We start from the raw sequence: 23,153 nt of genomic DNA, 5'->3' as shown, positions 1-23,153 counted from the left end.
TCTTCACGATCGACCAAGGTCAACATGTTGCGCACAGCGGGAATCCTGTCCCACCGACCCGCCAAGATCAAATGCTACGACCGGCTGAACTCGCCGGCGTCTGCCCACGCGCCGTCCGTTGGCGGTGGCTCGGCACAAACCCGCTTGGCCAGATCGACCCACCGGCCGCTAGCGCACCGGGCACGCCCCGGACCCTTGTCCATATGCCGTTTGTCCACCTCGCGGGCCCGCGAGCGCTAACCGCCGTCAGACATCAGGTGAGCCGTACGTATTTTTGCCATTGACGCCTGACGAGCCCACGTATACCGGATAGCCGTCCTCGCGGACGGTTCCGAAGCACACCGACCAGGAGTTCGGTGCGACTCCCGAGTTCGGGCAGGTGCTACGAGCGAGAACGTAGCCGGAATATTCCTCGTACAGTGCGGCCGCCACTTCCGTCCCGTACATGCCGGATCGGTTGTTGCGCACGATCACCGCCGACTCCACGTTCTCTAGATTTTTCGATCTAACGGCGCACACCTGTACGAGCAGATTGGTGTCGACCGGCTGGGTGGTGCCGCACATCCAGTGACTTGAACTGGACGTTACAGGGTTGGTGTTGCCGTAAGCGTGCCAACCGGAGGGCTCTGCCAAAGCAGAGTCGGTGGTCGCCAGACATAGCCCACTGGCGGCCACAACGGTTGACGCCAATACTGACACGACCTTTGTACGTAGGCGCATTAGCACTTTCCTTCCGATCAGTTCATGGACGCGCTTCGAAATAGCAACGTAGCGGCGTCCACTATCGATCGACTCTCATGCGGCTATCGCCGGTCGCCGGCGGTGACCGGCGAAGCCTCCGCGGCCGTGCCCGGACCGCGGCAAGTCAAGCCTCCGGCGGGCGCTCAGGGAACAGTCGTCTCGCCACGCGCCCGAGGCAACCGGACCAGGCCGGCGGCGGCAAACGTGAAGCGTTGCTGGGGTCTCCGGCGGCCCTGCCGGGGGCGGTCAGGAAACGATCGGCGTCTGACGTCTCCCGGCCGGGGACCACCGTGAGCCGTGCCCGCCGCCGGAGTCGAAGATGGTGGAATGGATTCCCCCGGGCGGCCCGCCAACCTCGAGTTGATCAGCTTGATCGTCGACGAATACGACGAGGCCATCGCGTTCTTCACCCAGGTGCTGAGGTTTGAGCTGGTGGAGGACAAACCGGCCGAGACGACCGACGGACAGGCGAAGCGGTGGGTCGTGGTGCGGCCGCCGGGCGGCCAGACCGGCGTTCTGCTGGCCAAGGCCGACTCGGCGGCGCAGAAAGATGCTGTGGGCAACCAGTTCGCCGGGCGGGTCGGTTTGTTCCTGCGGGTCGACGACTTCGACGCGGCCTATGAGCGGCTGGTTCGGGCCGGCGTCACGTTCGTGCGGCCGGTGAAGGAAGAGGCCTACGGGCGGGTGGCTGTGTTTCTCGACATCGCCGGTAACCGGTGGGACCTGCTCGGGTCATAGGATTCCCGGGTGGGTCGAGCGGATGCGGCGGGGCTGGTCGCGGGTTACGTGTTGGACGCGATCGTCGGCGACCCGAGACGGTGGCATCCGGTGGCCGGGTTCGGCACGCTGGCCGGAAAACTCGAGCGAAAGATCTACGCGCCGGAGCGCCGAGCCGGTGCCCTCTTCGCCGGGCTGGCGGTGGGGGTTCCGGCGGCGGCCGGCTATGTGGCGGTCCGGGCCACCCGAGACCGGCCGATCGCCCGGGCCGCGGTCACGGCCGTTGCCACCTGGACCGTGCTGGGCGGCCGCACGCTGCGGAAAGAGTCCCGCGTCATGGCGGCGCATCTCGAGCGCGGAGATCTTCCGGCCGCCCGGGGGAGGCTCAGTCACCTCTGCGGCCGCAACCCGGAGGGGCTCGACGAGCCGGAACTGGCCCGGGCCACGGTCGAGTCGGTGGCCGAGAACACCTCCGACGCCGTGGTGGCGCCCCTGGTCTGGGGTGCGATCCTCGGCATTCCCGGTCTTCTGGGCTACCGGGCCGCCAACACGCTCGACGCCATGGTCGGTCACCGGAACAGCCGATATGCCCGCTTCGGCACCCCGGCCGCCCGCCTCGACGACGTGCTCAACCTGGTGCCGAGCCGGCTGACCGGGCTGCTCACGATCGCGGCGGCGAGGACGGCCGGCGGTGATCCGCGGGAGACGAAGCGGGTCTGGCTGCGTGACCGAAATGATCACCCGTCGCCCAACGCGGGCCAGTGCGAGTCGGCGATGGCCGGCGCGCTCGGCGTGCGGCTGGGCGGCCGCAACGTCTACTTCGGCCGCAGCGAGACCCGGCCCCTGCTCGGCGACGGCCCCCGCCCGAAGGCCGGCGACCTGCGCCGGGCGGCCCGGCTGAGCGGCGTCGTCGGCGCACTCGCGCTCGGCATCGCAGCGATCACCGCGACGGCGAAGCGATCAGCAAAGGCGCAGGCCACCGCGACGGCGAAGCGATCAGCAAAGGCGCAGGCCACCGTGTCGGCGAAGCGATCAGCAAGGGCGCAGGCCCCCGCGTCGGCAAGGAAATCGGCGAAGCCTCGGGTCGCTGGGGCGGCGACGCGATGAGCGGGCTTCTGGTCGCCGGCACCACTTCGGATGCCGGCAAGAGTGTGGTCACCGCCGGCATCTGCCGCTGGCTGCATCGCCGCGGGGTCAAGGTTGCCCCGTTCAAGGCGCAGAACATGTCCAACAACTCCGCGGTCGTCGTCGGCGTGGACGGGCGGGGCGGCGAGATCGGGCGCGCTCAAGCGATGCAGGCGGCGGCCTGCGGCCTGCCGCCGGACCTCCGGTTCAACCCGGTCCTGCTCAAGCCCGGGAGCGATCGTTCCAGCCAGGTGGTCCTTCTCGGCCGGGCGGTCGACACGGTCACGGCGGGCAACTATCGCTCGCTGCGGCCCACGCTGGCCAAGACCGCGTACGCCGCTCTGGCCGAGCTTCAGCAGGAGTACGACGCGGTGATCTGTGAGGGCGCGGGCAGTCCCACCGAGATCAATCTGCGGGACGGCGACTTCGTCAACATGGGGCTGGCCCGGCACGCGAACCTGCCCGCGATCGTGGTCGGCGACATCGACCGGGGTGGGGTGTTCGCGGCCTTCTTCGGGACGCTCGCGCTGCTCGGCCCGGAGGACCAGGCGCACGTCGCCGGCTTCGTGATCAACAAGTTCCGTGGTGACCTGAGCCTGCTGAAGCCGGGCCTCGACATGATCACCGCGGCGACACAACGGCCGGTCCACGGGGTACTGCCCTTCGACCATGACGTCTGGCTGGATGCGGAGGACTCCCTCGCGTACGGCCGGACGCTGGGCCGCCCGGCGGCCCCGCGGGGAACGTCCTGGCTGCGGGTCGCCGTGGTCCGTCTTCCGCGGATCTCGAATGCCACCGATGCCGAGGCGTTCGCCGCCGAGCCGGGGGTCCGGGTGCATCTGACCGTCGAGCCGGGCGATCTCGCCGACGCCGACCTGGTGGTGATCCCGGGGTCGAAGGCCACGGTCAGCGACCTCGACTGGCTGCGCCGCACCGGTCTCGCCGACGCGGTGGAGCGGCACGCGGGGGCCGGCAAGCCGTTGCTCGGCATCTGCGGCGGTTTCCAGATGCTCGGCCGCACGATCAATGACGAGGTGGAGAGCGGTCGCGGCACGGTGCCGGGCCTCGGCCTGCTGCCGGTCGACTTCGGCTTCGCCGAGCGCAAGACGCTCGCCCGCCCGTCGGGGGCCGGGCTGGGTGCGCCGGTTTCCGGCTACGAGATCCATCACGGGTACGCGGTGAGCGACGCGCCCGAGCCGCTGCTCCGCTATGGCGACGGGCGGCCCGAGGGGGCGGTCGACCGGAACGTGTCGGGTACGCACTGGCACGGCGCTTTCGAGTCGGACGAGTTCCGGCGGCGGTTCCTGACCGGGGCGGCCCGGCAGGCGGGGCGGCACGGGTTCACGGTCGCGCCGGACACCCGCTTTGCGGTGATCCGGGAGCGGGCCCTGGACGCGCTCGGTGACCTGGTCGAGGAGCATCTGGACACGTCCGCGATCTTGCGGCTGATCGAGGACGGCCCTCCGGCGGGACTGCCGTTCGTGCCCCCGGGAGCGCCGCGTGGTGTTTGACGGGACGTTCGCGCAGCTCGCCGCGTACATCAAGAAGCTGGAGCCCCGCCTGGGCGACGTCCGTCTGGTGGCGGTCGACGGCCCTTCGGGGGCCGGCAAGACGCGGTTCGCGCTGAGGCTGGCCAAACGGATCGACGCGCCGGTGGTGCACACCGACGATCTTCTCGACGGCTGGGAGGATCAGTTCACCTTCTGGGAGCGGCTGGAGGAGTCGGTGCTCGGGCCGCTGCGCCGGGGCGAAACGGCGTTCTACCGGCGCTATCGCTGGGACCGCGGCGCCTTCGACCCGGTCCCGGTGCGGCTCGACCCGGCACCGGTCGTGATCTTGGAGGGGGTCAGCGCGGCCCGTAGGGGGATCCGCCCTGAACTTTCCCTGATTGTTTTCGTCGACGCCCCGGCTGAGCTGCGGTTTTCCCGAGCGCTGGCGCGTGACGGTAACGACAGTCTTGCGTTTCGGGCGTACCTTGAGCGCTGGCGCTTGGCCGAGGATCGCCACTTCGCCGCCGACCGGACGAAACAGCATGCCGACCTGGTCGTCGACGGTTCGGCCGAGACCGCCGATGATCGTTATGCGAGGCTCTGAAGCTTCTGACCAGCGAGAACGGGTGGGGACGAGATGACCGACGAAGAGAGCCGCCCGGTGCGCCGGCGGGTCACCCTGACCGGAATCAGCTCGCGAGCGTGGGAGCACCCGGCCGACCGGGGCGCCTTGACCGCCCTGCGCGAGCTGCGCGGTTTCGACGATGTCGTGAAGGCTTTCTTCGGCATGTGGAACGAGCGCGGCTTCCGCCTGTCGTTCCTGGCCGGCTCGATCCGCGTCGACCACCGGCAATACCCGCGGGTCTACCAGATCTTCGCCGACGCGGCGAGCACGCTCGACGTGGCCGAACTGCCCGAGCTCTACGTCACTCAGGACCCGGTCATCAACGGGTCGGCGATCGGCATCGACAAGCCGTTCATCGTGATCACCACCGGCGCGGTCGAAAGGCTCGACGACGACGAGCTGCGCGCGGTGCTCGGCCACGAGATCGGCCACGTGCGCAGCGGCCACGCGGTCTACCGCACGATCCTGATGATCCTCACCCGCTGGGCGGCCAGCCTGAGCTGGCTGCCGGTCGGCGCGATCGCGCTGCGGGCGATCATCGCCGCGATGTTCGAGTGGTGGCGCAAGGCCGAGCTGTCGGCCGACCGCGCGGGCCTGCTCGCCGGTCAGGACCCGGCCGCCTCGCTGCGGCTGCTCATGAAGCTGGCCGGCGGCGGTGACCTCTCGCAGATCGACACGGCGGCGTTCCTCGAGCAGGCGGCCGAATACGAGGGTGGCGGCGACCTGCGCGACAGCATCCACAAGCTCGGCATGACTGCGTGGAGCACCCACCCGGTGCCGGTCGCCCGCGCTTCCGAGCTGCGGCGGTGGGTCGACTCGGGCGACTACGCGCGCATCCTCAGCGGCGACTACCCGCGCCGCGACTCGGACGGCGACGCCTCGGTCGCCGACGACGTGAAGGCCGCCGCCAACTCCTATCGCGAGAGCTTCAACAACTCGCAGGACCCGCTGGTCGGCCTGCTGCGCAAGCTCGGCGACGGCGCCGCCGACCTGGCCGGTTCCGCCGCGCGCGGCGCGCGCTCGTGGGTGAACGACCGCGGGCGCCGCGACGGCGACTCCTAACTACGATCGGGCCATGAGCCTTTCTGAAACCGATCTGCGCGCCGCAGTCGCGCGGGAGATGCCCGGCGTCCGCGCCGACCTCGAGCGGCTGGTCCGCATCCCGTCCATCGCCTTCGAGGGGTTCGACCACTCGCAGGTCGACCGGTCGGCCGAGGCGGTCGCCGAGCTGCTGCGCGGCTGCGGCCTCGACACGCAGATCGTCCGGGAGGGTGGCCGCCCCGCGGTGATCGGGCGCAAGGCCGCGCCGGCCGGTGCGCCGACCGTGCTGCTCTACGCGCACCACGACGTGCAGCCGGTCGGTGACCCCGCCCTCTGGACCAGCGAGCCGTTCGAGCCGACCGAGCGCGACGGGCGGCTCTACGGCCGAGGCGCGGCCGACGACAAGGCCGGCGTGATGGCCCACGTGGCGGCGCTGCGCGCGTTCGGCGACGATCTGCCGGTCGGCGTGGTCGTCTTCGTCGAGGGCGAGGAGGAGTACGGGTCGGAGTCCCTCGACACGATCCTCAACAAATACAACGACGTGCTGCGCTCCGACGTCATCGTGATCGCCGACTCGGGCAACTGGGACATCGGCCAGCCCGCCCTGACCACCTCGCTGCGCGGCCTGGTCAACGCGTTCGTCGAGGTGCGGGTGCTCAAGAGCGCGGTGCACAGCGGCATGTTCGGCGGCCCGGTGCCCGACGCGCTGACCGCACTGGTCAAGCTGCTCGCCACGCTCCACGACGAGCAGGGCGAGGTGGCGATCGACGGGCTGGTCGGCCGCGAGGGGGCCAGCGTCGACTACCCGGAGGACCGGTTCCGCCACGAGGCCGGGCTGCTCGACGGGGTCAAGCTGATCGGCAACGGCTCGATCACCGACCGGGCCTGGACCAAGCCGTCGGTCTCGGTGCTCGGCATCGACGCGCCCCCGACGAACGCGGCCGCCAACGCGCTCCAGCCGTCGGCCAAGGCCAAGATCAGCGTACGGCTGGCGCCCGGCGACGACCCGAAGTCGGCGTACGCGGCGATCCGTGCCCACCTCGAGAAGTACGCGCCGTGGGGCGCCCACGTCGAGGTGACGCTGGAGAGCGACGGCGCGCCGTGCGTGATCGACGCGACCGGCCCGGCGTTCGACGCCGCGCGGGCGGCGTTCCAGGCGGCCTGGGACGGCACCGCCCCGGTCGACATGGGCGTGGGCGGGTCGATCCCGTTCATCGCCACCTTCCAGGAGCTCTTCCCGCAGGCGTCGATCCTGGTCACCGGCGTAGAAGACCCCTTCTCGGCGGCACACGGCCCGAACGAGAGCCTGCACCTGGGCGAGTTCGCGCGGGTCTGCGTCGCCGAGGCACTGCTGCTCAGGAATGTCGCGGAGGCTTCGACCCGATAAGAGGAGTGTCGCGATGGCCGAGCTGTCGTGTGACGTGCTCGTGGTGGGTGCCGGCCCGACCGGGCTGATGCTCGCCAATTGGCTGGTCAAACTCGGGGTCGGCGTGGTCGTCGTGGACGGCAAGGCCGGTCCGACCCGCGAGTCGCGGGCGCTGGTCGTGCAGGCCCGCAGCCTCGAGATCTACGACCAGCTCGGCCTCGCCGACCGGGTGCTCAAGGAGTCTCATCGGGCGACCGCGCTCGCCCCGGGCTACCTCGACCGGGTCTTCGGGCGCGTGCCGCTCGGCCCGCTCGGTCAGGGCCGCACTCCGTACCCGTTCATCGAGGTGCTGGAGCAGAGCCGCAACGAGGAGATCCTCTACGAGAATCTGCGGGCGCTCGGGGCGGACGTGCGCTGGGAGACGGCGCTGACCGCCCTCGCGCAGACCGACACCGGGGTGACGGCCAAGGTCGGCAACGACACGGTGGTCGCGCGCTTCTGCGTCGGGTGCGACGGGTCCAACTCCCAGGTGCGCAAGGCGCGGCGCATCGCGTACGACGGGGTCACCAACCCGCAGCGCTTCTTCGTGATCGATGCAGGGGCGGTGGCCGGGCTGGTCGCCGACGCGATCAACGTACGGCCGGGCGGGGACGACTTCATGGTCGGCTTCCCGATGAGCGGCCGCGGCAACTTCCGCCTGATCGGCCAGGTGCACGACGACGACCTCGGCGACGAACTGGCCGAGGAGGACGCCCGGGCCCGGCTGCGGGAGCAGTTCGCGATCACCTACGGTGAGGCCCGCTGGTTCGCGACCTACCGGGTGCACCACCGGGTCGCGGCGGTGTTCCGGGACGGGCCGTTCTTCCTGGCCGGGGACGCCGCCCACGTGCACTCGCCGGTCGGCGGCCAGGGCATGAACACCGGGCTGCAGGACGCCCACAACCTTGCCTTCAAGCTGGCCGACGTGCTGCAGGGCCGGCGCCGCGACGGGTGGCTCGACCGCTACGAGGCCGAGCGGCGCCCGGTCGCCCGCAAGCTGGTCGCGACGACCGACCAGGCCTTCCGGCTGATCACCTCGCGCAAGCGCAGCCGGCGCGCGCTTCGGCGGGTCGTCGTGCGGCTGGTGGTGCCGCTCGCGATCCGGCTCGCGCCGCGTGGCTCACGGCTTTTCGAATACGTCTCCCAGATTCGCATTCACTACTGGATGACGCCGGGCGCCGTCGGTGCCCGGCGCGATCCCGTGGTGGGCCGGCGGCTGCCGTGGGCCGGGGACAATTTCGCGAGCTTGCGCTCGCTGCGATGGCAAATTCACGCGTACGGCGGGGTCCGCGCGACCGACGTCCCGGACCTGGGTGTTCCCGTGCACGTGTTCCCGCCCGCCCCGTCGGCCTCGTCGCTCAGGCCGGGTTGGCTCTACCTCGTGCGTCCCGACGGCTTCGTGGCCGCTGCGGCGGTGCCGGCCGACGCGGTCGACGTGTTTTCGCCGATATTGCAGTCCTGACCTGCGATTTCCCGCTTTGTGGGAGGCGCGACTTCAACGGGTGATTATGGTGCGGCAGGCCGTCTCGTCCTGTTAGGATATCGAACATGCGTTCGAATGAGCCTCGCCCGGCAGTCGCCGCCGGGCTGCGGCCTATGCCCGTCGGGCCGCGCGATTCCATTGATCGACTCCGTTCCCGCAAACGTCTCGAGTCCATTGCACGGCTCCGGGCCGCCGTGCTTGCTCTCGATGACATCGACGTCGCCCGGTGGGACGACACCGCACTGACCGACGATCTCGACGAGATCTCCGCCTCTCTCTGCGCCATTGACGCCCAGCTCACGCGGGTCGCCGAAGCGGTGCGGGCTCGTGGCTTCCCGATCACCGAGCCGCTCGCCGCCTGACGTGCGCTGTTTTAACGGGGGAGCGCGCGTCTCCAGTCAGAAATTGTCGGAGGTGGCTGTCAGGATGGGGCCGTGCGGTTCCTTGACCTCGCAGCCACCTCCGCTGCCATATCGGCAGTCTCCGGGCGCAAAGCCAAGATCGAGATCCTGGCCGACGCGCTGCGGCGACTCGATCCCGACGAGATCGCGGCCGGCTCGGCCTATCTGGCCGGCGAGCTTCGCCAGCGCCAGACCGGTGTGGGCTATGCGAGCCTGCGCGATCGCCCGGCGCCGGCTCTCCAACCGACGTTGACGGTTGGTCAGGTCGACGCGGCGATCGCCGAGATCTCGGTCGTCGCCGGTGCCGGATCGCAAGCGCGGCGGCGCGACCTGGTCGGCGCGCTGTTCGGCGCTGCGACCGCTGACGAGCAGCGGCTGCTGATCGGCCTGTTCTCCGGCGAGCTGCGGCAGGGTGCCCAGGCCGGGCTGCTCGCCGACGCGATCGCCAAGGCGGCCGAGGTGCCGGTCACCGCGGTGCGCCGGGCCCTGCTGCTCTCCGGCGACCTCAAGCAGGTCGCGGTCGCGGCCCTGACCGGCGGTGCGCCCGCCCTCGACGAGATCCACCTGCGGGTCGGCACCCCGCTCACCCCGATGCTGGCCCAGAGCGCGCCCGACGTGGCGGCCGCCCTGCTCGCCACCGGCACCCCGGCAACGGTCGACGTCAAACTCGACGGCATCCGCATCCAGGTGCACCGCTCGGGCGACGAGGTGGCGGTCTTCACCCGCAGCCTGGACGACATCACCGCCCGCATGCCCGAGGTCGTGGCGCGGGTGCGCGAGCTGCCGGTCCGCGAGATCGTGCTCGACGGCGAGGCGATGACCCTCGACGAGTCGGGGCGGCCACGGCCGTTCCAGGAGACGTCGAGCCGGGCCGCGACCCGGGGCGCGGCGACGGCCGTCCTGGTGCCCTACTTCTTCGACCTGCTCCACCTCGACGGCACCGACCTGCTCGACGAGCCCGGACGGGTGCGCTGGGCCGCGCTCGACGACACCCTGCCCCCGTCCCTGATCGTCGGCCGCACGAGTGCCGAGACCGAGGAACAGGCCGCGGCCGCCTTCGCCTCGGCGCTCGGCGAGGGCCAGGAAGGCGTGGTCGTCAAGGCCCCCGAAGCTCCCTACGACGTGGGTCGCCGCGGTGCCGCCTGGGTCAAGGTCAAGCCGCGGCACACGCTCGACCTGGTCGTGCTGGCCGTCGAGTGGGGGCACGGCCGCCGCCGGGGCTGGCTGTCCAACCTGCACCTGGGCGCCCGCGATCCCGAGACCGGCGGGTTCGTGATGCTCGGCAAGACGTTCAAGGGGCTCACCGACGAGCTCCTGCGGTGGCAGACCGAGCGCTTCCAGCAACTGAAGGTCAACGACAACGGCTGGGTGGTCGAGGTCCGGCCCGAGCAGGTCGTCGAGATCGCCTTCGACGGGGTGCAGACGTCGCCGCGCTATCCGGGCGGGGTCGCGCTGCGCTTCGCCCGGGTGCTGCGTTACCGCGACGACAAACCGGCGTCCGAGGCCGACACGATCGAGATGGTCAAGGCGCTGGGTCGCGGCTCAGAGGGCGGCTAGCGTCCGCACATAGTTGACCTGCTGGTTGATCGCGGTCACGGCGTTCTGGTCCTTCACCGGGATGCGGGCGACATATTGGCGGGTGCCGCTGGTCACGGTCACCTGCACCGTTCCCTGCGCCACCGACTCCTTGACCAGCAGGAAGAGCAGGCTGAAGACGGTCAGCACGCAGAAGCCGAGGACCGCGGCCAGAATCGCCCACCTCGGGATGCGCTGGGTGGTGAACCAGTAGTCGTTGACCTGCCACTGCGAGCCCGCGAGCGGAAGGTCGCCGGTCGGGGTGTGCACGACGGTCGAGGTCACGCCGATCTCGGCGATCTGCACGATCACCGGCCCGGGCTCGTCGGCCGGGGTCGGCGACGCGGACGGTGTGACGGCGGGCGGGACATCCCACGGATCGCTCGGCGTGGCGGTCATGGCCGCGAATCTAGTCCTGGCCGGACGGCGCCGCGAGCTTGCGCTTGGCCTCGGCCTCGGCGCGTTTACGATCTGCCTCTTCAACCCGGTCGACCGGAGCCTTGCGGACCGCCTCGGCACGGATGCGCTCGATCTTCGCGGCCCGCTTGCGGTCGGCCGCTTCCTTCTCGGCCTGCTTGCGCGCGGCCTTTTCGGCCTGCTTGCGGTCGACCTGGCCCTTCGCACCCACACGGTCGGCCGGGGCAGCCTCCGGCGCCCGACCGGCCGGGTCGGCTGCTTCCGCTCGGCCGGCTGCTTCCGCTCGGCTGGCTGCTTTCGCGCTGGCTTCTTCCGTGCGGCTGGCTGGGCAGGCTGCTTTCGCGCTGGCTTCTTCCGCGCGGCCGGCTGGGCTGGCTGCTTCCGCGCGGCCGGCTGGGCTGGCTGCTTCCGCGTGGCCGGCTGGGCTGGCTGCTTCCGCGCGGCCGGCTGGGCTGGCTGCTTCCGCTCGGCCGACCGGGGCCGCGGCTTCTGCGGGGTCGGCCGGGGCGGTGCGGGCTGCCGCCAGCTCGCGGTCGGCCTCCTCGACGCGGTCGCCGGTCGGCGGGGGCGAGGCCGCCTTCTTCAGCGGGACCCCGGCCCGGAGCTGCGCCTCCTTGCGCGCGTAATAGACGAACGCGTAGAGGGGCATGCACGCGAACAACCACCACTGCACGGTGTAACCCGCGTTTTGCCAGTCGTCCTCGTGGTCGATCGGAATCTCGGAGAAGGCCTTGCTGTTGGCCGGAGTCTGGCCGGTCAACAGGATGTAGGCCCCATAGACCGGGAACGGCATCTGCTCCGCGAGGCGGGGCACCGAGATGCGGCGGGTGTCGAGGCGACCATCCCGGTGCTCGATCGGGGTAGGTCGGCTTTCCGACAGGTGAACCTGGCCCACAACCGTCACCTGGCCGGCCGGCGCGGGCGGCACCGTCGGAGCGGCGAGCGCCCCCGCCTCGGGCGCCGGCACCCAGCCCCGGTCGACCAGAACGCCGCCGCCGTCGCTCAGCATAAGCGGGGTCAAAATCTCGAAGCCGACGTCGCCGTTGACCGTGCGGGCGCGCGCCTGGATCTCGTGGGACGGGTCGTATTGCCCGCTGAACGTCACCTTTGTCCAGGCCACGGAGCTGCCCGGGGCAGGACCGGCCTTGCCCGCCGTGGTCGGCACCGGGACGACCGAGGTCAACGGCACCGCCTTGGTCGAATCGGCGGCATCGATACGCGTGTTGATCGCGTGGCGTTCCTCATAACGATGCAGCTGCCATTCGCCGAGCCGCACCATCACCAGCGCGGCGGCGACGGCCAGCGCCGCGGCCGCCAGCCAGCGCAGCGATAGGAGGAACCGGTACACGCCCCGAGGCTACCCGGCCGCCCGAGGCGTCCATTTCCGGCGGGTACTGTGCCCAAGCGGCGGTCGATATCACGCGGGCGCCGAGTTACGGAATCGTCGGGGAGAGCCACTGATGAACGTCCAGCCGCGTCTGGTCGTGAGCGCACCGTCCTCGGGGCACGGCAAGACCGCCATCGCGGTCGGCCTGCTCGCGGCGGCGGCGGCTCGGGGCGTGACCGCGTCCGGCTTCAAGGTCGGCCCCGATCACACCGACGCGGCGTACCTCGGCCTGGCCGCCGGCCGTCCCGGCCGCAACCTCGATCCCCGGCTCGTGGGCGCGCAGCGTGTCGCCCCGCTCTTCGCGCACGGCGCGGCAGGCTCGCAGCTCGCGGTGATCGAGGGCGCCATGGGTCTCTTCGACTCGCTGACCGGGCAGCCCGAGATCGACGGCACCGCGGCCGTCGCCGCCACCCTGCGCGCGCCGGTCGTGCTCGTCGTCGACGTGGCCGCGATGGGACACTCGATCGCCGCGCTGGTGCACGGGTTCCGGATGTTCGACGAGATGGTGCACCTCGGCGGCGTGATCCTCAACCGGATCGCCTCGCCGCGTCACGAGCAGATGCTGCGCACGGCGCTCGACGACATCGGCATGCCGGTGCTCGGCGCGTTGCGGCGCGGTGACCTGCCCAACGTCCTGCCGGCCCGGGCCCACGGCCCGGTCCCGGTCGCTCACCGCACGGTCGAGGCGAGCCGGGCCGTACGCCGGCTGGGTGAGGCCGTCGTCGGCGGCCTCGACCTCGACCGCCTGATCGCGCTGGCCAACTCGGCGCCCGCCCTGCCCAGCCCGCTGTGGACACCCGCCGAGGCGATCGGCTCCGACCCGTTCGAGCAGCGCCCGGTGGTCGCGCTGGCCGGCGGCCCGGGGGCGCCCTACACGTACGTCGAGACGGCCGAACTGCTCACCGCGGCCGGCGCCGACGTGGCCATAGTCGACCCGCTGCGCGACGAGATGCTCCCGGCGGGCACCCGCGCGCTGGTCGTCGGCGCCGGGCTCCCCGAGGGGTACGCGGAGGAGCTCTCGGCCAACCGCCGGCTCTGCAACACGGTCGCCAAGTTCGCCGCCGACGGCTGGCCGGTGATCGCCGAAGGTGTGGCGCTGCCCTGGCTAGGGCACGAGTTCGACGGGCGGCCGATGTGCGGGGTGCTCGACGCGACGGCCTACACCGGTGAGCAGACGGTCGCCGGCTACCGCGAGGCGACCGCGCCGACCACATCGGTGCTGGCGCCGGGCGGGGCGCGGATCACGGGCTACAAGCAGCACCGGGCGGTCGTGACCCCGCGGGCCGGCGCGGTGCCGGCGTGGACCTGGTCGGGCGGCAACCCGGAGGGCTTCGTCTGGCGGCAGGTGCATGCCTCTCAGCTGGGCCTGCACTGGTCGGCCGCGCCCGAGATCGCGAAGCGGATCGTGGCGGCGGCGATCGCCGGGCCGGCGTCACTCCAGCAGCCGAAGCAGACGCCGGCACCGGCGTCCCCGGTGGCGATGTCCTCGCCCCCGCCGGCGATGCCGACCGTCGGGGCGGCAACCACCCCGGAGATGCCGAGCCAGGTCAGCGGACCCGACTTCGGGCCGCCGCCGGTCGAGCGCGGCGATCTCGTGCCGGGCCGGGCGGACCACCGGGGCACGGAGTTCGGCGCCGGCTTCGCGCCGGGCGAGCCCGAGTACGCCGGAGGGCCGTCCTACGCACCGTCGGGTTCGGATTACGCGCCGGCGGGTTCGGACTATGCGGCGGCGGGTTCGGACTATGCGCCGGCGGGCTCGGATTACGCGCCGGCGGGCTCGGATTACGCGCCGGCGGGCTCGGACTATGCGCCGGCGGGTTCCGATTACGCGCCAGCGGTTTCGGATTACGTGTCGGGTCCGGACTACTCATCGCGCGGGTCGGTGACCCCCGATCACGTCGAGTTCGTCGCGGCGGAACCGGCGATGGCGCAGCGCAGCCCGGCCGAAGCGCCGACGCAACCGCAAAACCTTCCGCCGCGCCGGCCGGGAGAGGCCGGGCCCACGCCGGGCTTGCCGCAGCGCGGGCCGATCGAGGGAAGACCGCAGGTGCCGGGCATGCCGCCGCGTGAGCCGAGCCAGGTGCCCGGCATGCCGCCGCGTGAGCCGGGCCAGGTGCCCGGCATGCCGCCGCGTGAGCCGGGCCAGGTGCCGGGCATGTCGCAGCGGGAGTTGGGCCAGCAGGCGCCGGGCATGCCCTCGCGCGAGCCAGGCCAGTCGGCGCCGGGCATGTCGCAGCGGGAGCCGCGTGAGCTGGGTCAGCAAGCGCCGGGCATGCCGCCGCGGGAGCAGCGGGAGTTGGCGCAGCCCATGCCGGGCATGCCGTTGCGGGGGCCGGGTGAGGCCGGGCCGTCCGGGCATGGGCTGGGGGAACGGGTCGCCGCCGAGTTCGGGTCGGTTTATGGGGCGCACAGCAACGGCATCGCGACCGAGCGGCCCGGGGCAGCGCCTGACCAGGGCCGTCCCGGCCAGAACGGGGCCAACCTCAGCGACACCGTGGACATAGCCGCGTCCTGATCTTGGACGCTCCCAGGGATCCATGGGAAGTGATCCGGAAAGAAAGCCGCCCAGTCGCGAAAACGCCCGTCGCTCGCCGCGAAAGTGTCGTACCCCGCCCGTAACGTGGGATTAACACCGACGACCGAAGGAGGACGACCGTGGCCGACCGTGTGCCGCTGGACTTCGACCCGCCGGTTCATCAGCTGCGAGCATTGCTGCTGGGAGTTGACGACGACGAGCTGATCGCGCCGACGCCGTGTGGCGATTGGACGGTCGCCGCCCTGCTCGATCATCTGATGGGTCTGGCCTATGCCTTCACGCTGGCCGCCCGCAAACGCACCGACACCACCGTGGCCGACGGCCCGCCGCCGCAGCCGTCCGCCGAGCACCTCTCCCGGCACTGGCGCAGCCGCCTGCCGGTCCTCCTCGAAGACCTGGCCACGGCCTGGAAAGATCCGGCCGCCTGGACCGGCACGGCAACCGCCGGCGGTGCGACCATGCCCGCGACCGCGATGGGCACCGTCGCCATGAACGAGCTGATCATGCACAGCTGGGATCTCGCGCGGGCCACCGGCCAGGACTACGCGGCCGATCCGCGCACGCTCGAGGTGCTGCTCGAGTTCCTCTCCCAAGGGCCGTCCGAGGGCGTCCCGGGCATGTTCGGCCCGGCGATCCCGGCCGACCCCGAAGACGAACTGCTCGAGCAGGCCCTGGCCCGGGCCGGTCGCAACGCCCGCTGGCGCCCGCCCCGCAACCCGGAATTGCCCGTGGCACCGGCAGCCTGAGCCCAGCCGCGAGCCGGGCGGTCGCCGCCCAGCCGGCCGGGCCGCCGCCAACCGCCAACCGGGTGGTCGGCCGACAGGCCAGCCAACCACCGGCCGGGCGGTCGCCAAAATCAGCCGCCAGCCAGCCAGTCGGCTGCCAACCATCCAGCCGGGTGGTCGGCCGAGGGTCCAGCCAGCCGCCAGCAACTGGCTGGGCGCCGGCCGGCAGGCAACTGCCACCAACTGGCTGGCCACCGTTCGGCAGTCGGCCGGCCAGCCGCTGGTCGCCGGTGGGCGGCCGGCGGTGCGGCCCCTCGGATGTCAGTTGCCGTTGTCGGAGTTGGAGTCGGTGCTGTCGGAGTCGTTGGAGCTGTGCCGGTCCGAGTCGTTCGAGTCGTGGCCGCCGTAGGTCAAATCGTGCGACGGCGGTGTGAATTTCAGCTTGGGCTGGCCCTTCAGGGCGTCCCGCAGTGTCTCGGCGAGCGTGTATTTGGAGATCGTCGAGCGGCCGGAGCCGACGAAGTCGTTGGAGTTGTCGGGGTCGGCGACGAACGCGGCCGCGGCCAGCTGTGGGGTGAAGCCGCAGAACCACGCCGTGCGGTTGTTGTCGGTTGTGCCGCTCTTGCCGGCCACCGGGCGGTGCAGGGTCGCGTACACCATCGGCGACGTCTCCCACCCGCCGCAGCTACCTTTCGACGCGCCGTACCCGGTCACGCAGCTGGCGGCGTCCGTCGCCGCCCGGGCCACGTCGGCGCTGAAGACCCGGTGGCATCGTGGTGCCGCGATGAGTTTGCCCTGGAAGGTGGCGTTGGAGCCGTCCCGGTTCTTGATCGAGCGGACCGGTAGTGGCTCGCAGTAGGCGCCCTCGTCGGCCACCGTGGCGAAGACGTTGGCCATTTCGATCGGGGTCACGTCGCTGACGCCGAGTGTGAAGGCGCCCCACCCGGAGGCGTGTTCGGGGGTTGCCAGTTCCTTGTCGACCCCGGTACGCCATTGGAGTCCGAGCCGTTCCGCCATGGCCACCGCCTTGTCCGCGCCGACCTTCTCCTCCAGCTGCACGAAGTATGTGTTGACCGACTTGCCGAAGCCGCTCCACATGGTCTGGGTGCCGGTCATCGATTTGCTGGAGTTTTTCGGGCACCAGTGGTGGCCGCAGGTCGCCGGACCGGGCGCGGTGATGTATTTCGAGACGTATTGTGGCGGGCTGTAGAACGACGTGCTCAGTGGCATCCCGGATTCGAGCGCGGCCAGCATCGTGAAGATCTTGAAGGTGGATCCGGCCTGGTAGCCGGCCATGGTGCCGCCGCCGAGCAGCGGGTTGACCGTGTTCGGATAGTTGCCTTTGGCGTGTTTCCGTTTGGACGGGTCGCTGTGTTTGCCGTTGTGCGACTGGTCCAGGGAGTAGGTCCGGTTGACGGCCATGCTGACGATGCGTCCGGTGCCCGGTTCGATTACCACCTGGCCGTGAGCATATTTGCTGCTTTTCTTCTCTTTATCGAGGATGTGCTTGAGCGCCGAGGCCTGGATGGCCGGGTCGATCGACGTGATCACGGTGTAGCCGCCGCGGCGCAGGTTCTCCTCGCGTTCGACCGGGTTGCGCCCGAAGGCGGTTTGCCGCATCCACCAGTCTTTGAAGTAGTCGCAGAAGAAGCCCCAGTCGTTGTGCTTCTCCGAGATTGACGCGCAGTCGTTCGGCGGCGTGCTCAAATGCAAAGTGATCTTGGCCTTGGAACCCGCCGCGGCCTGCGCCGGCGTGATCGATCCCATCTTCCGCATCTGGTCGAGCACGTAGTTGCGGCGGGAGATCGCCGCCGTCTGGTCGTGGCTGGCCGGGTCGAACGCGGACGGCGCCTTGACCAGCCCGGCCAGCAGGGCCGCCTCGTCGAGGTCGAGGTCCTTGGGCAGCTTGGAGAAGAAGATCTGGGAGGCGGCGTAGACGCCGTACGCCCGGTGCCCGAAGTAGGCTGCGTTGAGGTAGCGCTCGAGAATTTCCTGCTTGGACATGCGCTTCTCGACCTCGAGGGCGAGCCGCATCTCCCGGATTTTGCGCCCGGTCGTCTGCTCGGTGGCGTCGAGGGCCTCCTGCGGTGTCCGGGCCGCGTCGCGCAGGGCCATCCGCACGTACTGCATGGTCAGCGTGGACGCGCCTTGGGAGACGCCGCCGGCCTGCTGGTTGGCGACGAACGCGCGGGCCACGCCTTTCGCGTCGACGCCGTGGTGCTCGTAGAACCGGGTGTCCTCGGACGCCACGATCGCCTCGGTGATGTACGGCGACATGTTCTCGATCTTGGTTTGTTTGCGGTACTCCTCGTAGAACGTGGTCAGTAGGGTGCGGCCGTCCCGGGCGTACACGTAGGTGGTCTGGGCGTTGGGCACGACCGTGAGTTCGTCCGGCATGTTCTTCAGCGCCCGGGTGCCGGCGTTGACGCCGATGCCGGCGAGGGCGGTGAGGGGGTAGGCGAGGCCGGCCACGACGAGGCCCGCGATCAGCCCGGCTCGGATGAGGGGTGCGACTTTTCCGGCTGACACCCCTCGAAGGTATGGCAAAACGGCTCACTCCCGGACGGAACGACCGAAGATGAGAGAACCCACAGTCAGTACCGGACAGAACGGCCGAAATAGGCGGCCGCAACCTGGTCCGGCATGCTGAGGGCATGACGATCGACCTCGGACACCACGGTGACGCTGAGGCGACGGAAGGGCTGATCGATCTCGCGGTCAACGTGCGGCACGCGCCGATGCCGGAGTGGCTGTCCGCACCGCTGGCCGAGTCGTTGACCAAGCTCGCCGCGTACCCCCAAGAAGCCGAAGCCGTCGCGGCGGTGAGCGAACGGCATCGCCGGACCCCCGGTGAGGTCCTTCTGACCGCCGGCGCCGCCCAGGCGTTCGTGCTGCTCGCGCAGGCGTTGCGCGCAGCGCGGCGCCCCGTGGTGATCCATCCGCAGTTCACCGAGCCCGAGGCTGCCCTCCGCAACGCCGGCCACCGCGTCGAGCGCGTGATCTTGGAACAACACACGGGCTTCCGCCTGGAGGCGGCGTTGGTACCCGAGGATTCCGATCTCGTGTTCGTCGGCAATCCGACCAATCCGACGTCGGTGCTGCACCCGGCCGAGGAGATCGCCAAGCTGGCCCGGCCCGGGCGGGTGCTCGTCGTCGACGAGGCATTTTCGGACACGACCTATCGCCCGGGCTTCGCGGGCGAGCCGGAGTCGCTGGCCGGCCGCCGCGATCTTCCCGGTCTGGTGGTGGTGCGCAGCCTGACCAAGACCTGGGGGCTGGCCGGCCTGCGCATCGGCTACCTGCTGGGTCCGGCCGATCTGCTGCCCCGCCTGGCAGCCGCGCAGCCGCTCTGGCCGGTCTCGACACCGGCTCTCGCGGCCGCGATCGCCTGCGCGTCGCCGACCGCGGTCGCCGCCGAGCGCGCGATCGCCGCGAGCCTGGCCGATGATCGCGCTCATCTATTGGGACGGCTGGGCCACGTGCCGAAACTCACGGTCGCCGGTGCTCCCGCCAGTGCCTTTCTTTCGGTACGCCTGGACGGGGCCGACAAAATCCGCGAGGAGCTGCGACGACGCGGCTACGCCGTACGCCGGGGCGACACCTTTCCCGGGCTGGGCGTCGACTGGCTCCGACTGGCCGTGCGCGACACTGCCACCACCGACGCGTTCATCGAAGTGTTGTCCGAAGTGCTTGAGGAGCGACCGTGACCCTGGAGACGACCATCGAGGCCATCCGGCCCGCAGACGCGGCGGCTATGGCCGCGGCCCGCGAGCTGCAGGCCCGGCTGACCAAGCCGGCCGGTTCGCTGGGCGCCCTCGAGGAGCTGTCGGTGCGCCTGGCCGGGCTGGCCGGCGCCTGCCCGCCGCCGATGCCCGAACCGGCCACCGTCGCCGTGTTCGCCGGCGACCACGGCGTGCACGCCCAAGGCGTCAGCCCCTGGCCGCAGGAGGTGACCGCCCAGATGGTGGCCAACTTCGTGGCCGGCGGCGCGGTCGTCAACGCGTTCGCCCGGCAGGCGGGTGCCGACGTCATGGTCATCGACGTCGGCGTCTCGATTCCGCTGCACGGCGGTCCCAACCTCCTCGACGCCAACGTGCGGCGCGGCACGCGCGACATGACCGCCGAGGCCGCGCTGACCCGCGACGAGGCCCGGGCCGCGGTCGAGATCGGCATCTCGGTCGCCGACCAGCTGGTCTCGGCCGGCGCGAAATGCCTGCTCACCGGCGATATGGGCATCGCCAACACGACGCCCGCGGCGGCCCTGACCGCGGTCTTCACCGGCTCCGATCCGGCCGCCGTGACCGGCCGTGGCACCGGCATCGACGACGCGATGCTCCTTCACAAGACGTCGGTGATCGCCGCCGCGCTCGACCGGCACACCCCCGACAAATCGGATCCGCTGGGCGTGCTGGCCGCGGTCGGCGGCCTCGAGCACGCCGCGCTGGCCGGCTTCATCCTCGGCGCGGCCGCCCACCGGGTGCCGGTGATCATCGACGGGGTGATCGCCGCGTCGGCCGCGCTGGCCGCCGCCGCGTTCGCTCCCGACGCGGTCGCCGCGATGATCGCCGGGCACCGCTCGGCCGAGCCGGGCGCCTCGGTCGCGCTCGGCCGCCTCGGCCTCGAGCCGCTGCTCGACCTCGGCATGCGCCTGGGCGAGGGCAGCGGCGCGGTGCTCGCGCTGCCGGTCGTCGCGTCGGCCGTGCGCGTGCTGCACGAGGTCGCCACGTTCGACTCGGCCGGGGTGTCGGAGAAGTGAGTCTCTATCCGCTCGCTCTGCGGCTCGAGGGCCGCCGTGTGCTGGTGGTCGGCGGCGGGGCGGTCGCGACCCGCCGGGTGCCGGCCCTGCTCGACGCCGGTGCCCAGGTCGAGATCGTCGCGCCGGCGCTGACGCCGGCGCTGACCGGCTACGTCGACGCCGGCCGCCTGACCTGGAGCGCCCGGCGGTTCGAGCCCGCCGACGTCGACGGGGCCTGGCTGGTCCAGGTGGCGATCGACGATGCTGCGGCGGCGGCCGAGGTGAGTGCGGCGGCGGAGGCCCGCCGCGTTTTCTGCGTACGCGCGGACGACCGCGACGCCGCGACCGCGTGGACGCCGGCCGTGACCCGGCACGGCCCGGTGACCGTGGCGGTCACCGACGCGGGCGACCGGCGGCGGGCGATGGCCGTACGCGATCTGGTTGCCGGTGCTCTCTCGGCGGATTCGCCGCTTCTGTCGCAGCCGGATCTGAAGGGCGTCGCCCTGGTCGGGGCCGGCCCCGGCGACCCCGAGCTGATCACGGTCAAGGGGCGGCGGCTGCTCGCCGCGGCCGACGTCGTGGTGGCCGACCACCTGGCGCCCGGCCTGCTGCTGGGTGAGCTGCGGCCGGAGGTCGAGTTCGTCGACGCGGCCAAGATCCCGTACGGGCCGCAGAAGGCCCAGGAGGAGATCAACCGGGTCCTGATCGAGCGCGCCCAGGAGGGCAAGTTCGTCGTCCGGCTCAAGGGCGGTGACCCGTTCGTCTTCGGCCGCGGCGGCGAGGAGGTCATCGCGTGCGCCGAGGCCGGCGTGCCGGTCCTGGTCGTGCCCGGCGTGACCAGTTCGATCGCCGCGCCCGGGCTGGCCGGCATCCCGGTCACCCACCGGGGCGTCGCCCACGAGTTCACCGTGGTCTCCGGCCATGTCTCCCCGGACAATCCGGGCTCGCTCGTCGACTGGGCAGGGCTGGCCCGGCTGCGCGGCACCCTGGTCGTGCTGATGGGCATGAAAAATCTGCCCACGATCGCCGAGCGGCTGATCGCCGAGGGCCGGGCCGCGTCCACGCCGGCGGCCGTGGTCCAGGAGGGCTCGACCGACCAGCAGCGGTCCTTGCGCAGCACGCTCGGCTCGGTGGCCGCCGACACCGCGGCAGCCGGCCTGCGCTCCCCGGCGATCGTGGTGATCGGCGAGGTGGTCGACGCGCTGCCGGCCTAGGACTCCTGGACTTCGCCGCCGCCCAGTTCGTCGAGGAAGGTGCGGGCCCACTGGGCGACGTCGTGCGTCCGCAGGTGGCGCTGCATGACCCGCATGCGGCGCTTGAGCTCGGCCGGCTCGGCCGCCACCGCGCGGAGCAGGGCGTCCTTGACCCCGTCCGGGTCGTGCGGGTTGCACAGGAAGGCCTGGCGCAGCTCGGTCGCCGCGCCGGCGAACTCGCTGAGCACCAGCGCGCCGCCGGTGTCGGCCCGGCAGGCGACGTATTCCTTGGCGACCAGGTTCATGCCGTCGCGCAGCGGGGTCACCATCATGACGTCGGCCGCCACGTACATCGCGGCGAGCTCCTGCTTGCTGTACGACTGGTGCAGGTAGTGGACCGCGGGAACGCCGACCCGGGCGAACTCGCCGTTGATCCGTCCCACTTCGCGCTCCACCTTGACCCGCAGCGTCTGGTAGTGCTCGACCCGCTCCCGGCTCGGCGTCGCCACCTGCACCATCACCGCGTCGCCGACCTTGAGCTTGCCGTCGGCCAGCAGCTCGCGGAACGCCTTGAGCCGCAGCTCGATGCCCTTGGTGTAGTCGAGCCGGTCGACGCCCAGGATGATCGTCTTGGGGTCGCCCAGCTCGGCCCGGATCTCCTTGGCCCGGGCCTGCACCTTGGGGTCGGCCGCCATCCGCTCCATCTCGCGGGTGTCGATGCTGATCGGGAACGCGCCCGCCTTGACCTTGCGCCCGTCGACCTGGATCGACTGCCCCTCGTAGCGCAGGCCGAGCAGGTGGCGCGCCAGCCGTACGAAATTCTGCGCGGCCAGCCGCTGCTGGAAACCGACCAGGTCGGCGCCGAGCAGGCCGCGCAGCACCTCGGCCCGGAACGGCATCTGCATGAACAGCTCGATCGGCGGGAACGGGATGTGCAGGAAGAAGCCGATGCGCAGGTCGGGGCGGAGCTCGCGGAGCATCGCCGGCACCAGCTGGAGCTGGTAGTCCTGCACCCAGACGGTCGCGCCCTCGGCGGCGACCTCGGCCGCGGCCCGCGCAAACCGCTGGTTGACCTGGCGGTAGGAGTCGCGCCAGCGACGCTTGTAGACCGGGGTCTCGACCGCGTCGTGATAGAGCGGCCAGATCGTGGCGTTGGACTGGCCCTCGTAATAGCGCTCGAGCTCCTCGGAGCTGAGCGGGACGGGGTGGATGCGGATGCCCTCGAGCTCGAACGGCTCGGGAGCGTCGCCGGTCCCGCCGGCCCAGCCGATCCAGGTGCCGCCGTGCTCGGTCAGCACCGGATGCAGCGCCGTGACCAGGCCACCTGGGCTCGTGCGCCACTGACGCTCCCCGTCGCCGGTGGTCACCTCATCGACGGGCAGACGGTTCGCGACAACTACGAAGGAACTTCGTTCGGCCACGCTGAGTGCACCTCCGGGTCGTTTCTGTTCCCACAGCGAGCCTACTGTGCGTAGTACCCGCCGCGTGCGCTCGGAACCGCATGGCTTCGATGGACCTTGGTAGCAGCCGGATGCCATCCTGAGCGCGTGACGTCGT

Annotated in this window: 18 protein-coding genes and 1 pseudogene; 14 read left to right on the top strand and 5 right to left on the bottom strand. The window is 71.3% G+C overall.

Annotated elements, in window-relative coordinates; genetic code table 11:
• Window positions 1–246 precede the first annotated feature (246 nt).
• On the bottom strand, window positions 247–564 hold the full coding sequence (locus tag AB0M88_RS35440; protein WP_364110174.1) for a hypothetical protein: 318 nt from the start codon (window positions 562–564) through the stop codon (window positions 247–249).
• A gap of 504 nt (window positions 565–1,068) precedes the next feature.
• On the opposite strand from AB0M88_RS35440, the gene AB0M88_RS35435 reads away from it, so the two are divergent.
• From AB0M88_RS35435 to AB0M88_RS35395, 9 genes are all read left to right on the top strand, one after another.
• On the top strand, window positions 1,069–1,479 hold the full coding sequence (locus tag AB0M88_RS35435) for a VOC family protein (RefSeq protein WP_364110173.1): 411 nt from the start codon (window positions 1,069–1,071) through the stop codon (window positions 1,477–1,479).
• A gap of 9 nt (window positions 1,480–1,488) precedes the next feature.
• Window positions 1,489–2,565, top strand: coding sequence for a cobalamin biosynthesis protein (locus AB0M88_RS35430; RefSeq protein WP_364110172.1), 1,077 nt, complete (start codon window positions 1,489–1,491; stop codon window positions 2,563–2,565).
• Window positions 2,562–4,094 (top strand): cobyric acid synthase, encoded by a 1,533-nt coding sequence (locus tag AB0M88_RS35425; protein WP_364110171.1) that lies wholly within the window; start codon window positions 2,562–2,564, stop codon window positions 4,092–4,094. The genes AB0M88_RS35430 and AB0M88_RS35425 overlap by 4 nt, the downstream gene beginning before the upstream one ends.
• A 67-nt stretch (window positions 4,095–4,161) precedes the next feature.
• Window positions 4,162–4,677, top strand: a complete 516-nt coding sequence (locus AB0M88_RS35420; protein WP_364110170.1) for a hypothetical protein — start codon at window positions 4,162–4,164, stop codon at window positions 4,675–4,677.
• Window positions 4,678–4,710: 33 nt separating this feature from the next.
• A complete protein-coding gene (locus AB0M88_RS35415; RefSeq protein ID WP_364110169.1) occupies window positions 4,711–5,760 on the top strand; it encodes a M48 family metallopeptidase in 1,050 nt (349 codons plus the stop codon).
• A gap of 13 nt (window positions 5,761–5,773) precedes the next feature.
• Window positions 5,774–7,126 (top strand): dipeptidase, encoded by a 1,353-nt coding sequence (locus tag AB0M88_RS35410; RefSeq protein WP_364110168.1) that lies wholly within the window; start codon window positions 5,774–5,776, stop codon window positions 7,124–7,126.
• A gap of 13 nt (window positions 7,127–7,139) precedes the next feature.
• Complete coding sequence (locus tag AB0M88_RS35405; RefSeq protein WP_364110167.1) at window positions 7,140–8,606, top strand: FAD-dependent monooxygenase; 1,467 nt, start codon at window positions 7,140–7,142, stop codon at window positions 8,604–8,606.
• A gap of 215 nt (window positions 8,607–8,821) precedes the next feature.
• Complete coding sequence (locus AB0M88_RS35400; RefSeq protein WP_364110166.1) at window positions 8,822–8,989, top strand: hypothetical protein; 168 nt, start codon at window positions 8,822–8,824, stop codon at window positions 8,987–8,989.
• Window positions 8,990–9,061: 72 nt separating this feature from the next.
• Window positions 9,062–10,585: an ATP-dependent DNA ligase gene (locus AB0M88_RS35395; RefSeq protein ID WP_364110165.1), complete on the top strand. Its 1,524-nt coding sequence runs from the start codon at window positions 9,062–9,064 to the stop codon at window positions 10,583–10,585.
• Here AB0M88_RS35395 and AB0M88_RS35390 read toward each other — a convergent pair.
• The gene (locus AB0M88_RS35390; RefSeq protein WP_364110164.1) at window positions 10,571–11,002 is read right to left on the bottom strand and encodes a hypothetical protein; all 432 of its coding nucleotides are present in this window, start codon (window positions 11,000–11,002) and stop codon (window positions 10,571–10,573) included. The genes AB0M88_RS35395 and AB0M88_RS35390 overlap by 15 nt on opposite strands.
• A 589-nt stretch (window positions 11,003–11,591) precedes the next feature.
• A pseudogene (locus AB0M88_RS35385) lies at window positions 11,592–12,368 on the bottom strand (SURF1 family protein); the annotation flags it as partial.
• Between the two features lie 112 nt (window positions 12,369–12,480).
• On the opposite strand from AB0M88_RS35385, the gene AB0M88_RS35380 reads away from it, so the two are divergent.
• Together AB0M88_RS35380 and AB0M88_RS35375 are read left to right on the top strand one after the other, a co-directional pair.
• Window positions 12,481–14,922, top strand: a complete 2,442-nt coding sequence (locus AB0M88_RS35380) for a cobyrinate a,c-diamide synthase (RefSeq protein ID WP_364110163.1) — start codon at window positions 12,481–12,483, stop codon at window positions 14,920–14,922.
• Window positions 14,923–15,062: 140 nt separating this feature from the next.
• Entirely contained in the window at window positions 15,063–15,689 is a 627-nt protein-coding gene (locus AB0M88_RS35375; protein WP_364110162.1) for a TIGR03086 family metal-binding protein, read from the top strand.
• A gap of 300 nt (window positions 15,690–15,989) precedes the next feature.
• On the opposite strand, the gene AB0M88_RS35370 is transcribed toward AB0M88_RS35375, so the two are convergent.
• Window positions 15,990–18,197 (bottom strand): transglycosylase domain-containing protein, encoded by a 2,208-nt coding sequence (locus tag AB0M88_RS35370; protein ID WP_364110161.1) that lies wholly within the window; start codon window positions 18,195–18,197, stop codon window positions 15,990–15,992.
• A gap of 89 nt (window positions 18,198–18,286) precedes the next feature.
• Here AB0M88_RS35370 and cobC point away from each other — a divergent pair, with 89 nt between their 5' ends.
• From cobC to cobA, 3 genes are read left to right on the top strand one after another with little or no spacing between them, the layout of a single operon-like run.
• Window positions 18,287–19,375, top strand: coding sequence for an Rv2231c family pyridoxal phosphate-dependent protein CobC (gene cobC, locus AB0M88_RS35365; protein ID WP_364110178.1), 1,089 nt, complete (start codon window positions 18,287–18,289; stop codon window positions 19,373–19,375).
• Window positions 19,372–20,424: a nicotinate-nucleotide--dimethylbenzimidazole phosphoribosyltransferase gene (gene cobT / locus AB0M88_RS35360; protein ID WP_364110160.1), complete on the top strand. Its 1,053-nt coding sequence runs from the start codon at window positions 19,372–19,374 to the stop codon at window positions 20,422–20,424. Before cobC ends, cobT begins: the two co-directional genes overlap by 4 nt.
• Window positions 20,421–21,617, top strand: coding sequence for a uroporphyrinogen-III C-methyltransferase (cobA, locus tag AB0M88_RS35355; RefSeq protein ID WP_364110159.1), 1,197 nt, complete (start codon window positions 20,421–20,423; stop codon window positions 21,615–21,617). Before cobT ends, cobA begins: the two co-directional genes overlap by 4 nt.
• Here the strand turns inward: cobA and AB0M88_RS35350 are convergent.
• A complete protein-coding gene (locus AB0M88_RS35350; RefSeq protein WP_364110158.1) occupies window positions 21,614–23,017 on the bottom strand; it encodes a trehalose-6-phosphate synthase in 1,404 nt (467 codons plus the stop codon). The genes cobA and AB0M88_RS35350 overlap by 4 nt on opposite strands.
• Between the last annotated feature and the right edge of the window lie 136 nt (window positions 23,018–23,153).

The sequence above is a fragment of the Actinoplanes sp. NPDC051411 genome (assembly GCF_040682075.1).
In the GTDB taxonomy this organism is placed as follows: Bacteria; Actinomycetota; Actinomycetes; order Mycobacteriales; family Micromonosporaceae; genus Actinoplanes.
Note: the sequence above shows the minus strand (reverse complement) of the source record. Positions and strands in the feature narration are given on the sequence as shown.